Source organism: Nonomuraea gerenzanensis (assembly GCF_020215645.1).
GTDB lineage: Bacteria > Actinomycetota > Actinomycetes > Streptosporangiales > Streptosporangiaceae > Nonomuraea > Nonomuraea gerenzanensis.
Genome location: NZ_CP084058.1, coordinates 6837074 through 6850090, shown reverse-complemented (window position 1 = coordinate 6850090; position 13017 = coordinate 6837074). Strand labels below are relative to the sequence as shown.

Annotated in this window: 10 protein-coding genes; 5 read left to right on the top strand and 5 right to left on the bottom strand. The window is 73.2% G+C overall.

The features are described from left to right. The first annotated feature begins 309 nt into the window (after window positions 1–309). From LCN96_RS32020 to LCN96_RS32010, 3 genes are all read left to right on the top strand, one after another. Window positions 310–1371, top strand: a complete 1062-nt coding sequence (locus LCN96_RS32020; protein ID WP_225266151.1) for a hypothetical protein — start codon at window positions 310–312, stop codon at window positions 1369–1371. Window positions 1372–1454: 83 nt separating this feature from the next. Beyond that, window positions 1455–2003, top strand: coding sequence for an OsmC family protein (locus LCN96_RS32015; RefSeq protein ID WP_225266150.1), 549 nt, complete (start codon window positions 1455–1457; stop codon window positions 2001–2003). Continuing rightward, on the top strand, window positions 2000–3262 hold the full coding sequence (locus LCN96_RS32010) for an NAD(P)-binding domain-containing protein (protein ID WP_225276100.1): 1263 nt from the start codon (window positions 2000–2002) through the stop codon (window positions 3260–3262). Before LCN96_RS32015 ends, LCN96_RS32010 begins: the two co-directional genes overlap by 4 nt. Before the next feature lie 137 nt (window positions 3263–3399). Here the strand turns inward: LCN96_RS32010 and LCN96_RS32005 are convergent, their stop codons facing one another. The 4 genes from LCN96_RS32005 to LCN96_RS31990 all read right to left on the bottom strand — a co-directional run bounded on the left by LCN96_RS32005 (window position 3400) and on the right by LCN96_RS31990 (window position 7922). Then, entirely contained in the window at window positions 3400–3540 is a 141-nt protein-coding gene (locus LCN96_RS32005) for a hypothetical protein (protein ID WP_225266149.1), read from the bottom strand. Beyond that, a complete protein-coding gene (locus tag LCN96_RS32000) occupies window positions 3533–4171 on the bottom strand; it encodes a bifunctional 4-hydroxy-2-oxoglutarate aldolase/2-dehydro-3-deoxy-phosphogluconate aldolase (RefSeq protein ID WP_225266148.1) in 639 nt (212 codons plus the stop codon). Before LCN96_RS32000 ends, LCN96_RS32005 begins: the two co-directional genes overlap by 8 nt. Beyond that, window positions 4168–6534, bottom strand: a complete 2367-nt coding sequence (locus LCN96_RS31995) for a beta-galactosidase (RefSeq protein ID WP_225266147.1) — start codon at window positions 6532–6534, stop codon at window positions 4168–4170. The genes LCN96_RS32000 and LCN96_RS31995 overlap by 4 nt, the downstream gene beginning before the upstream one ends. Before the next feature lie 98 nt (window positions 6535–6632). Continuing rightward, window positions 6633–7922 carry a hypothetical protein gene (locus LCN96_RS31990; RefSeq protein ID WP_225266146.1) on the bottom strand — a complete coding sequence of 430 codons (1290 nt, stop codon included), beginning with the start codon at window positions 7920–7922 and terminating at the stop codon, window positions 6633–6635. A gap of 72 nt (window positions 7923–7994) precedes the next feature. Between LCN96_RS31990 and LCN96_RS31985 the strand changes: the two genes are divergently transcribed. Together LCN96_RS31985 and LCN96_RS31980 are read left to right on the top strand one after the other, a co-directional pair. After that, window positions 7995–8591 (top strand): DUF1707 SHOCT-like domain-containing protein, encoded by a 597-nt coding sequence (locus LCN96_RS31985; protein WP_225266145.1) that lies wholly within the window; start codon window positions 7995–7997, stop codon window positions 8589–8591. A 31-nt stretch (window positions 8592–8622) separates the two neighbouring features. Further along, complete coding sequence (locus LCN96_RS31980) at window positions 8623–9600, top strand: hypothetical protein (RefSeq protein WP_225266144.1); 978 nt, start codon at window positions 8623–8625, stop codon at window positions 9598–9600. Window positions 9601–9612: 12 nt separating this feature from the next. Here LCN96_RS31980 and LCN96_RS56790 read toward each other — a convergent pair whose 3' ends face one another. Beyond that, complete coding sequence (locus tag LCN96_RS56790) at window positions 9613–12954, bottom strand: zinc metalloprotease (protein ID WP_263657346.1); 3342 nt, start codon at window positions 12952–12954, stop codon at window positions 9613–9615. Window positions 12955–13017: the final 63 nt, after the last annotated feature.

The window sequence follows — 13017 nt, the reverse complement described above, 5'->3', positions numbered from 1 at the left end:
GGGGCGCACGCCCGTGGTGGTGTTCACCGGCTCGCGCGCACCCCGGAAAGCTAGCTCGTGGGGTCGGGCGGAGACCGCGCCGAAGTACCCGTTCCGGTCGTAGCGCTCGGCATTGCGAGGAGGTGCCGGCGCTTTTCATGCATATCCAGTAGGAATAGTTGACTAAAGGGCGGGTGCCGTGTAGCGTCATGATCATGAGCCGCCTCCCGCTGATCATCCGCGCGTACGTGGACTTCGGCCGCGTCGCCAGCGCCCGCTGTCACTGATCACCTCCCCTGACGGACGGCCGCCGGGGGAGGCGCCGACGAGGTGACGACACGGACTCAGGCAGGGGAGGGCGCGATCATGGTGACCGGTGGGGGACCGGCCGGGACGTGCGTCCCCGGTGACCTGGAGAACGTGCCCGCCGGCGAGCCGGTGCTGGTGCGCGGCGCGGGACGGCTGCTCGCCGACCTGCTGGCGCCGCTCACCGTCGGCCGCGGCGGCCGCTTCTCCCGGGAACGCGGAGGCGAGCTGATCTACCTGCCCTGCGGCTGCGAGCCCTTCCTGTACGTGGGCTCCCAGCGCGGCGTGCCGCACCATGCCCGCCCCGGATACCGCCTGACCGGCGAGGCACGGCCCCGGCGGTTCCCGGACGAAGGCGACGCGCGGCAGGCGACGGCCAAGGAGCTGGCGTACGCCTACTACCGGGAGCTGTTCACCGCCCACCCGGCCCGCACCAGGACGACGTGGGCGGCGTTCGAGCCCGCCTTCGCCCGCGCCGGGCAGGGCGGCAAGGAGATGCGTGCCCTGGTCACCAGGTCCGTGCCGCGCTTCGCCGACCGGCTGCACCTGGACCGGCTCGAACGCCCGCTGCGCGGCATGCGCTTCGGCGACCTGGCCGGGCTGCAGCGGTGGATGCACGGCTACCTCGCCGCCGACCTGCGGCGCCGGGCCGACCCCGGTTTCAGCCCGGATCTGGCGCTGGTCCGCGCGCTGGAGGACGCGCGGCCCCGCATGGCGGGCGATCCGTGGTTCGAGGGGCTGTTCGGCCTGCTGGCCGACGGTCCGTCCCTGTCCCGCCAGGCCGAGCTGCACGCCCTGGCCAGAGCCGGGATCGTCACCTTCATCGGGGCCGAGCCGCGCATCGAGCGGGACGAGGACGGCTGGCGGGCGAGCGGCCCCACCGTACCCGGGGTGACCAGAGCGCGGATGCTCATCGAGGCGCGGCACTCGCAGCCGGGCCTGCCCGACGCCCGGCCGGAGGCCGAAGGCACCCGCCTCACCGCCGGGGAGGGCGACGGCCCCGCACCGCTGCCGCACCGGACCGGCGCGGTGGCGCGGGCCGCGCTGTCCCGGCTCGCCGGGCCGCCGGCGCACGCGGCGGCCTGACGCGGCCTGCCACCCGATCGAGATCGACCAGGACCATCGGCGCCGCCGGTGAGCCCAAGGAAGAACAGAGGAGAGGAGAAAGCATGACCACAGTCACGAACGGTGTGAACGTGCAGGCGCTGCTCGACGCACGCGAGGTGCTGAAGGGCGCCCCCGAGGCCGCGCAGTTCGTCTGGCGGGCCTCCTCCACGTGGCGGGACGGCGTGCACAGCACCACCACCGTCAAGGAGTTCTACGGTCTCGGCGAGGAGCACAGCCACAAGAGGGAGGCGGTGTTCGACGCCGACCACCCCGAGGTGTTCGCGGCCGAGGACAACGGGATCACGCCGATCGAGTACCTGCTCGTCGGCCTGACGAGCTGCCTGACGGCCGGGGTCGCCTCCGTCGCGCAGAACCGCGGCATCCAGCTCCGCTCGGTGGAGGCGACCCTCGAGGGCAGGCACGACATCCGCGGCATCCTCGGCGCCGACGCCGACGTGCGCAACGGCTTCAACGACATCAAGGTCACGTTCCACATCGACGCGGACGCCTCCAGGCAGGACATCGAGGCCCTGGTGGCCCAGTCCCAGAAGCGCTCGGCCGTCTTCGACGCCCTGACGAACCCGACGGACGTCACCGTGGACGTCGCCTGAGCCGGGGAGACGCAGCCATCATCGAGCACGTCACGACCGTCGTCATCGGCGCCGGGCACGCCGGCCTCGCCGCGAGCCACTTCCTGCGCGAACGCGCCATCGATCACCTGGTGCTCGAGCGCGGCGAGGTGGCGAACTCCTGGCGCCGCGAGCGCTGGGACTCCTTCCGGCTGCTCACCCCCAACTGGCAGAGCCGCCTGCCGGGCCTGGCCTACGAGGGCCCGGACCCCGACGGCTACCAGAGCGCGAAGGAGGTGACGCAGTTCATCGAGGGCTTCGCCACGCTCTGCCGGGCTCCCGTCAGGACAGGTACGAACGTCACGTCCGTACGGCGCGACGGCGGCGGATACCGCGTGACCACCGGCCACGGCGAGATCGCCTGCCGGACGGTGGTCATCGCCAGCGGCGCCTGCAACCTGGCGGCGGTGCCCGGCTTCGCCGAGGCGGTGCCGCCGTCCGTGGAGCAGGTGACGCCGTTCGACTACCGCGAGCCAGGCCGGCTGCCCGACGGCGGCGTGCTGGTGGTGGGCGCGTCGGCCACCGGCGTGCAGCTCGCCGCGGAGCTGCGCCGCTCCGGGCGGCCGGTGATCCTGTCGGTGGGGGAGCATGTGCGGCTGCCCCGCACCTACCGCGGGCGCGACGTGCTGTGGTGGATGGACGCCTCCGGCGTGTGGGACCAGCGCCACGACGAGCTCGACGACCTCACGCGAGCCAGGCGGCTGCCCTCGCCCCAGCTCGCCGGCACCCCGGAGCGCCGGACGCTCGATCTCAACGCGCTCACCTCGATCGGCGTCGAGCCGGTGGGCCGGTGGGCGGCCGTACGCGACGGCCGGGCGCTGTTCTCCGGCGGTCTGCGGAACGTGTTCTCGCTCGCGGACCTCAAGCTGGAACGCCTGCTGGACACCTTCGACGCCTGGGCTCGCGAGCACGATCCCGCGATCGGCCCGGTCGAGCGGCTCCCGCCGACCCGGGTGCCCCGGTCGCCGCGCCTACAGCTCGACCTGCGCGCCGGCGAGATCCGTACGATCGTGTGGGCGACCGGGTTCCGGCCCGACTACAGCTGGCTGCACGTGCCCGTGGTCGACGGGAAGGGGCGGCTGCGGCACGACGGCGGGGTGGTGGACAGCCCAGGGTTGTACGCGCTCGGGCTGCCCCTGCTGCGGCGGCGCCGATCCACGTTCATCCACGGCATCGAGGACGACGCCCGCGAGGTGATCGGCCATCTCGCCGGACATCTGGCCGCCCGACCGACGGCGTAACACTCTGTTCGCCTCCATGGCTCGAGGGCGGTGACGACGACGGCCTCCTTCGGCGCCCTGGTGGAGCGGCGCGGCCTCGCCGCGATCGTGGCGAACCGTCCGGAGACGGTCCGCCACGAAACACCCCTTGACGGACTTCAGCCCGGCGAACAGCTCGTACAGGAAGTCGCGCCGGCCTTCCGGGGTCTCCGGGTCCAGTACAGGTAGTACGACGAGCCGATCAGGCCGAACGGCACGTCCTGCTTGTCCAGCTCGCCCAAGGTGACCAGCTCACCCATCGAAGCCCTGCCGTCCGGCCACCTCGACCAGCCGCCCGGCGCGGGCCGCCAGCGCCGCCGTGTCACCGTCCGCGCACGCCTCGCCCAGCAGCGGCGAGCCCATGCCCACGGCCCGCGCCCCGGCCCGCAGGTAGCCGGGCACGTCCTCGATCCGGATCCCTCCGGTCGGCACCAGCGGGATGTGCGGGAGCGGGGCCCGCACGTCCTTGATGTAGCCGGGGCCACCCGCCGCGCCGGCGGGGAAGACCTTGACCATGGCGGCCCCCTGCGACCACGCCTGCATGATCTCCGTCGGCGTGAACGCGCCCGGCAGGACGGGGACGCCCAGCCGCCGGCCTTCCGCGATCACCTCCGGCAGCACGGCCGGGGTGATCAGGTATCCGGCGCCGGCGTCCACGGCCCGGCGCGCCGAGGCCGCGTCGAGCACGGTGCCCGCCCCGACCGCCACCCCCTGGAGCCCGGTCGCCCACCGGATGGCCTCGGCCGCGCCGGGAGTCGTCATGGTGATCTCCATCGCCCGGACGCCGGCGCCGGCGAGCGTCTCCAGCACCGCCTCCAGGTGGCGGGACTCGGCTGCTCTGACGATGGCGATGACGGGCAGCGCGGCCAGCGCCTCGTCCAGGGCCGTCATCGCCCGTCCTCCACGAGCACGGTGCGGGGCACCGGGACGAGGGCGACCGAGCGCAGCTCCAGGACGGAGCCGCCGGGATAGGCGGCGGGCCGCACGCCGGGGGAGACGAACACGGGGGCGTCCTGGCTCAGCGGCAGCAGCCGCACCTCGATCCCGTGCTCCAGGACCTCCTCGCGGAAGCGGCGCAGCCCGATCTCCCAGGCAGGGCCGTGCCAGAACTGGTCGGCCACCAGGCGGCCCCCGAGGTGGACGCGGCCCACGTCGCCGACCCAGTCGAGCCGCAGCAGCACCTCCTCCTCGCCCGCGAAGGCCTCCGGCGGGACGGTGACGCGGTACACGGCGGCCTGCTCGAAGTCGGCGTCGGTGGGCGCGGAGGCCCGCCCGGACGCGGGATCGATCACCGGCCGCCGTGCCGGGCCCGCCTGCCTGACCTCCTCCACCTTGACCTCCTCCACCTTGACTTCGGGCGCCTGACCGGCAGCGGCGGCCACCGGCAGCAGGCCGAACACACCGTCGGTGCGCGCCGCGGAGGCGGGAGCGGGGAAGATCCGCACGTCGGAGTGGCCCTGGCCGTAGACCACCAGCCGGCTTTCCTCGATCACCACCGGCCGCTCGCTCAACACCAGCCGATGAGCACCCCAGAGCCGTCCGCCGGCCGCCGCCAGCGCGCTGTCCGCGTCCAGGACCAGGACGGCCGCGCGGGCGCCGGACGCGTCGCGGATCCGCACCAGGCAGCCGGGGCCCGGCACCAGCTCGGTGACCACGAGGCGGTCGCCGTCGCGTTCCACCGTCGCCGGCCCTTCGACACCGGCGACGGTGGCGGCGTCGAAGACCAGCTCCACCGGGATCCCGGCGGTCTGGCAGAGGACGTGCACCGGCTCGTCGCCGTCCAGCACCCCCATGGGCTGCGCGGTGGCGCTGAGCAGCAGGCTGCCGCCGACCGGGCGGGCCAGCGGCCAGACGAAGTACGCGCCGGACGGCACCGTCACCGGCTCACGCGGGACGACGAGCTCGCGGCCGTCCAGCTCGATCGCGAACCGCACCCCCTCGTGCGCGGGCAGGGTCTCGACCGGCTGGTGGTTGTTGACGAACAGGAAGCCCGAACGGCCGTCGGAGCGTACGCACCAGCGCAGCGTCTCCCGGTCGGCGGTGTCGCCGGGGGCGTCCGGCGGCATCACCAGCGTCATGGTGGCCAGGTCCGGCCCGTCGGCGGCCAGCCACAGGTGCTGCAGCCGCAGGTGCCGGAAGGACTCGCGGAACTGGCCGTACTCGCCGAGCGGCGCCTGGAAGTCGTAATTGATCACCGGGCAGTCGTTGGGGTAGCCGGTGGCGTGCGACTCCTGCAGCGTGGACAGCGCGCCGATCTTCTGGGACGCCCCGTGGTACATGTAGTAGCCCTGCCACACCGACCCGCTGCCCAGCTTCACCAGCCCCAGCGCGGCGATGTCGGGCGCCTCGATGACCGGCCGGCGGTGGTAGGAGGTGTACATGCCGCCGCCCAGCTCGCAGGTGGCGAACGGGTAGCGGGCCAGGTGGCTCTCGTCCGAGCCGGTCACCTCGGTGGTGCGCAGGTCCGAGCCGATGGAGTCGTCGTCGCGGCCGGGGCCGAAGAAGTAGTGCGCCCGGCTCTGCTGCGGCCAGCCGTCGTGGGCGGTGTCCCAGGCGGCCTCCGGGTAGCCGCCGAACAGCGGGATCACCTCGTCCGGCGGCAGCTGCGCGTGGCCCCAGCCGGTCGCCGTCCACAGCGGCGCGTCGATGCCCGCCGCCTGGGCGAGCTGCTTCAGCGTGACGAGGTGGCCGGGCTGGTCGTACAGCTCGTTCTCCACCTGCACCGCCACCACCGGGCCGCCCTGCTTGCGGGTCAGGCCGGCGAGCTGCGCGCCGATCTGCTCGAACAGCGGCCGGACCAGCTCGACGTAGCGGGGATCGTCGGTGCGTGGCACGCAGTCGGCTTCCAGCACCCAGTCGGGGAAGCCGCCGTTGCGCGACTCCCCGTGCCCCCACGGCCCGATCCGCACCACCACGTCGAGCCCCAGCTCGGCACAGGTGGTGACGAACCGGCGCAGGTCACGGTCACCGCTCCAGTCGAAGGTGCCGCGCCGCTCCTCGTGCAGGTTCCAGAAGACGTATGTGGCGACGGCCGTCACCCCGCCCGCCCGCACCTTCAGCAGCTCCTCCCGCCACTCGGCCGCCGGGTAGCGGCCGTAGTGGAACTCGCCCATGATCGGGAACCACGGTCTGCCGCCCCGGCTCAGGTGGCGGGAGTTCACGGTGATCGCGTCGGGCTGGTGGGGGAGGTCGCCCAGGCGCAGATGGCCTTCCATGGGCGGGGGGATCTGGCTCGGGATGCCGAGTCGTCGCACAGCTGCACCTTTCCTCAACGGCTGCACCATGCTAAGACTGCGCGGAAAAACACCATTGGATCGGGGTGCGGCGGCTGCGTGCCCGTGCCGCCTCCGCCTCACCCGACTGCCGCGAGCCGGTCCAGCGTGCGCCGCAGAGCGGACTCGCCCCGTGAGAACGCCGGGTGCGGATCCACCCCGCCCGGGCCCTGCCATCTCAGGTAGACGGCCATCGTGCCCTTCCGGACGGCGATGGCCACCTGCGCGTAGGAGTCGCGAGGGCCGGACGTGGCGGTCGCCTCCGGATGCCGTGCGGCGAACCGCTCGATCTCGCCCGCCCACTCCCCGTGCCGGAAGGCCGTGACCGACGGCGCGACGCTCCTGGCGCCCGTCTGCTCGGTGTGGACGAAGCCCGGGTCGGAGTACACACAGGGATCCGGCGCCGGAGAACCGCTCTCGGCGTGCAGCCATGCCCGCCGTACGTGCTCGGCCTGCCGCTCGTCCTGGGCCACGGACACCAGCTCGTGCACGGCGACCTCACCGAGCAGCGAGCGCTCGACGGACGGCACGAACTCGGGAGGATGCTCCCGGGACGACAGGGCGCCGCAGGACAGGTCGTTGGTCATCGGGGGCCCGTCCCCCTGCTCCCGATACTGACGCGGCTTGCCGGGTTCCGGCCAGACCTGGAGCCGCTCGCCGTAGGCGCCGGGATCGGGCAGGGCGCGCACCACCCGGGTCAGCCGGTCCTGGGGCCGCGGCGCGGTCACGGCGCCGTCGGCCACGGCCAGCACGGACTGCGAGACCCTCAGCCCCGTGCCGGCCCACCCGGAGTCCGGGGACCCGAAGCCGCCGCCGATGCTCCAGCCCAGCTCGACGACCCACGCGCCCTGGTGCGCCACCATCTGCCCGGTGGTGAACGGCTTGTAGAAGAACGGGTCATCGGTGTCGCTCCCGGCCCGCCCGCTGGTGATGAGCTGCGTGCCCGACCAGCCGTCCCGGTCGAAGGCGGACACGGTCGTCTCCGCGTCCATCGCCTCGCCCACGGTGCCGCTCGCCGCGCCCGCGCAGCCACGGGCCACCCCTGCGGCCTGGGCCACCAGGCGGGCCGCCTGCGCCGCGTCCGGCAGCAGCATGAACCGCGCGTGGACGGGCGGGTCGGTCTTCAAGTGAGCGACCAGGGTGGGGAACGCCTGCGGCTCGGCGGGTGCCCGGGTGTCGATCGTGCCCGGGCACAACTGGAAGACATCACCCACCGCGGGATGAGGGCTCTCCTCGCGCAGCTCGAACGCGCGTAACCGGTCAGCCACCTCCTCGACCGAGCGGGCCGGCTCGGCGACCCTCGGCAGCTCCACCGGGGCACCGCACCCGGTCAGCACGAGCAGCACGACGACGAGCAGGATCCGCCTCATACGAGTCAGACGAAGCCCGCCGCCGCGAAGTTCGGCAGCGCCGTATTCCCTATATCTCCGTAGTATTGGGACATGACTGCTGGGCTCCCTGAACCTGCTCGCCGTGATGAGTGGCGCGTCTCGCACGACGAGCGCGAAGCCGTGGTGGAACGCCTGAACACCGCGGCGGCCGATGGCCGGATCGACCTCGACGAGCTGGACGTGCGGCTGGGCCTGGCACTGAACGCCAAGACGTACGCCGACCTGGCGCCCCTGACGGCGGATCTGCCACCGGAGTTCCCGGTGAGCCAGGAGCCTCTGGTCCTCAAGGGCGGCATGCACGGCGTGACCCGTTCCGGGCGCTGGGACGTGCCCGGGCGCATCACCGTGTACGGCGGCATGGGTGCCGTCAAGCTCGACTTCACCCAGACCGAGTGCCGGCTGCCCGAGATCCAGATCGAGGCGCAGGGCCAGATGGGCGGCGTCACGATCGTCATCCCCGACGGCTGGGCCGCGGACACGTCCCGCATGGAGGCAGGTCTCGGAGGCTTCACGGACAAGACCACGCGAGAGCGGCTCCCCAGGACGCCGCTGGTCCGCCTCACCGGCAGCGGTGGCACGGGAGGAGTGGTCATCCGGCACGCCAGCAGCTGGGAACGCCGCAAGCAGCGGCGCCTGCAGGGGCGGTGAGCGACCTGCCACCGCCGGGTCATGACCCGCGGTGAGGACCACCAGAACCCCGCTGTTCCTCCTGTCGGGCGCCGTGGTGCTCGCTCTGGCCGGATGGTGGCAGTACGAGGCGGCGGTGCCCTCGTTCCCGGTGGTCGGCGGCCCGAGCACGGTGTCGCTGCTGATCCGCGGCCCGGCGCAGGACGTGGACGTCAAGCTGACCGCCACGGACGCGCCGGGGCTCCTCGTCGAGGTCCTGGCGACGTTCGACCTGGGGAAGAAGAGCAGCCCGGCCATCCCGGAGAGCGGTTGCGTGCAGGCGGAGGTCCACCTCCTCACTGACCGGCCCCCGCCGCCCGTGGTCACGCAGATCTGCCCGTCGCCTCCGCCGCCCGGCACGACGCGCACGCGGGGGCTGATGGAGGCGTCGTTCAAGGTGGCCGATCCGATGGTGGCCAGGAGCGGCTCGACCACGCTGGTGAGCATGCCCGAGGTGAGCGCGACCTGGTACGGCCTGGACCACGAGTACGACGTCGACTACGAGGTCGCCTTCGCGCACCGGGGCCAGGCGGACGAGAACGGGCTCAAACCCGAGGCCGTCTCGCCCGAGTACCGGGGGCCCGGACTGCGCTGGACGCGGAAGCAGGCCGCCAACAATCCCGGCTTTCCCGACCCGGGGCCGTACGGCACGTTCACCGACGTCGCGGCGGAGAAGGCGGCGAACCGTTCGCTGTTCTGGGCCGGTCTGCTGGGCGGCGCGGCCCTGACGGTGCTGGCGTGGGCCGGCGACCTCGTGCTGGCGAGGACGGCGGAGCGGCGGCGCGAGCGCGAGCGGCGAGCGGAGGCCGAGGCGGAACGGCGGGAGATCGCGGAGCTGGCGGCGGCCCGCGTGCTGGCCGTCCTGGACGAGCGGCTCCCCGCCGCGACCAGCGAGGACGCCGCCGCCACCCGGCGGCGGCCGGCCGGCCGGGTGGCGTCGTCGTGGCGGAGCTGGTTACGCCGCCTGCTGGATCAGGGCACTCGCAGGTAGGCCACGGTCGGGTCAGGGCGCCCGGAGGTAGGCCACGGCGAACGGGCCGTCGCCGAGAGTGCCCGCCGCGTTGTGACACCAGACGATCACCGACACCCGGGGCGGCGCGGAGTAGGAGTCGATGTTGCCCAGGTGGCAGTACCCGCCGCCGGTGCCGGTCGCCGTCACCTGCACGCTGTCCCCCCGCTTGCCCAGCGTGTCCCAGGTCAGCCGGTACTGGCCGGTGCCGAGCCGGGCGAGCGCGGGCATCTCCCCGTCGCCGCTGAACGACCGGGCCCGGTCCACGACCGGAGCGGCCGGATCGCCCGTCACGCTGACGTACGCGGCCGGGGTGCCGCCGTCCCGGTGCAGGCCCGCGCCGTCCACGTACGACAACAACCAGGGCGAGTCCACCGGCTCGGCCGCGACCGCGCCGCCGATCCTGTGGCAGGCCACGATGATCTCCACCCGGTCCGTGCCCGGCGTGCTCCCGGCCGGGACGCAGCGCGCAGGCGCCCCCGTTCCGTACGGCGTGACCTGCACGTATCCCGTGCCGGAAGCGAACGCCGGCCCCTCCAGCGTCACCCGGTAGAGCCCGGTGCCCGCACGCGTGACACGGTTGACGCCCCCGCCGGAGTTCACCGTGCCCGGATTGAACACCGGGTCCACCGAGCCCGTGCCTCCTGCGCCGTCGTACCTGACCGTGGCGTAGGGGGCGGTGCCGGGCCCCGGCGCGGCGAAGAAGACCGTGAACCACCAGTCCGCCGGCGCGCCGGCCTCGTTGAAGCAGCGCACCTCCACCACCTGGTCCGGGCCCTCGGGGGCGTAGCCGGTCACCCCGCAGGTACGGCCGCGGTAGACGGTCCTGTACGGGGTCACGTGCGCGATCCCGGCCGCCGACGCGACCCCCGGCAGGCGTACCTGATAGGTGCCTGTCCCGGTGTGCACCACGGTGGCGCGCCGGTCGGCGGTGTCCGGGTCGAGCCGGCCGGTGCTCCACTGCCAGGACGGGGTGAGCGGGACGCTCTGGCCGATCGGCGCCTCGGCGGTGGTGGCCCGGTCCAGGTACGCGTACGCCCAGCGGGGCCGCGCCGCCGGGCGCGGGCTGCCGGCCACGACCAGGGCGTCCACCAGGCGGGCCCGGTGGGCGGTCAGCTCGTCGACGCTCAGCTCGGGGGTCTCGCCGAAGGCCGGGGTGCCGCCGCCCGCGCCCGGGCCGCCGCCGAACCTGATGCGCGCCCAGTCGTTGGAGCCGGACAGCCCGAGCGTGTAGCCGAACCGCTGGGGGTAGTCGAAGTCCTTCTCGACCACGGCCCGGTCGTCCGGCTCCGGCGAGGACTGGCAGCGTCCGTTGAGCCCGGCGTAGATCCGTCCGTACCGGTCGAGGTCGTCATCCTCGGCATCGGTCTGCAAGGTGTCGTCGTTCGGCGGGGTGCGGTCCGGGTCGAAGCCCTCGACGCACTGCTGGAACTCGCCGTTGACGTCGACCGCCACCGCCTCGTCGTCCAGCTGCCCGTCGGCGTCCCAGTCGAGGGGCTGCGAGCCGTCGCCCACGCGCAGGGTGCCCCCGTTGTCCCACCACGCCGCCATGACGTGACGGTCGGTGCCGAGCCCCGCGCTCTCGTCGAGCTCGCCACGCACGAGCCGGGGCAGCGTGCGCGCGGAGTAGTCCAGCGTGCTGACCTCGTCGAGGGTCTTCGACAGGATCCTGCCGTCGGTGGCGTCGCCGAGCTCCCGCATCCGCGCCTGCCAGGCGGCGTGGTCCGGGATGCCCACCGTCGCGTAGGTGTAGTTCATGACCGACAGGTAGTTCGGCTTGTAGTTCACCCCGTTGTAGCCGCCGTGGTCGAGGCCCAGCGAGTGCCCGAGCTCGTGGACGAAGGTCGCGCTCTGCAACCGCACCGGCCGCTCCCGCAGGGCGCCGAGGGTGACCACGAAGTCCAGCCCGGAGCAGCAGGACCCGCCCTTGTTGGTGTCGTCGCTGCGGTAGCCCCACAGGCTGTAGTGGAAGAGGCCGGAGCGGGAGGGGGAGAAGTTCGCGGCCCGGAAGGTGTGGAAATGACTCCGCTGCCCCTCGGGCGAGGCGAGGAGCGGCCGTACGCGTTGCGCGTGGGGGACCGGGATCTCCCCGTCGAGGTGGACGAGCAACTGGACGCCCCGCCCTGTCCCGGTCCCGTACGGGCAGCGGGACTCCGCGATGCGGGGCGCCCGGTCGAACATGGCGACCGCCTCGGCGATCGCGGCCGGGTCGGGCCTGTCCCTGACGTTCTCGTCCGTGTCGAACAGCCAGTCGACCTCGACGGCGATGGTGTCGCGGCAGGGGTTGGCCCCGTTGTCCGGCAGCCAGGTGTCCATGGTGCCGTCGGGTAGGCGGATGCCGTTCAGCTCGATGCGGTCGCTGAGGCGGTCGCCGTCGACGTCCCGGTCCGGCGTACGGTAGACCTGGCCGCTGTTCTTCTGGAAGTAGTGCAGGAACCCCGGGTCGGGCGGAGCGGTCAGGTCGAGCAGCTCGGTGCCGGTGTCGAGGTCCACGATGCGCAGGGACACCAGGTGCCAGTTGTCGGTGCCGACGTCGGGCGCGAAGTTGAGGTGCTCGATGCTGAGGCCCTGCGCCAGCTCGGCGGCGGTGACGCAGCCGGGCACCCGCGTCCGCCACCGGTGCGGGAAGTGCGGGAGATCCCCGGTGCGGTCCAGGAGGAAGGGCCGGGGCGGGAGGTCGGCCGGGCGGTCCTCGAACAGGATCGCGTGCCCGCCCAGCATGAAGATCTCCACGGAGTCGTCCCTGATGCCGTGCTCGCCGGTGGTGACGGAGATCTCCAGCCGGCAGAGCTTCCTGGCCGGATCGGCCGGCGGGTCCGGCCGGCTCTCGACGTCGAGGGGGACCGTGAGGAGCTGGTCGCTGTTCTTGTGGAAGTAGTGCAGGTAGTCCTTGCCCGGAGGGGTGCCGCGCTCGGCGAGCACGTCGCCGGTGGCCGGGTTCACGACGGTCAGCTTGTTCAGCATCCAGTTGTCGGCGCTGAGGTCGTCGGTGATCGTGACGTGCTCGATGGACAGGCCCTCGTCCAGGTCGGCGGTGGTGGCGCAGTTCGCCAGCCGCCCCGTCCAGGTGAGCTCGGCGTTCCCCCGGTCGCCGGTGCCGCCCTGGTGGAAGGGCCGGGGCGGGAAGCCCGGCGGGTGCTCGTCGAACAGGAGCACCTTCTCGCCCAGCCGGAAGATCTCCAGGGAGTTCTCGGCGATGCCGTCGTCACCGGTCTCGATGACGAACCGCAGCGTGCAGATCTCGGCCGCCAGGGCCGGTAAGGGCGGGATCCCGACGAGTACGCAGGCGAGTGTCAGCAGCAGGGCGGCCAGGCCACGCCCGAGGGAGGATCGCACGCTTCGACGGTAGGGAGAAAGCCCTGGTGAGCCGAGTGCCGCCGGGATTTCCGTACAAGTCCG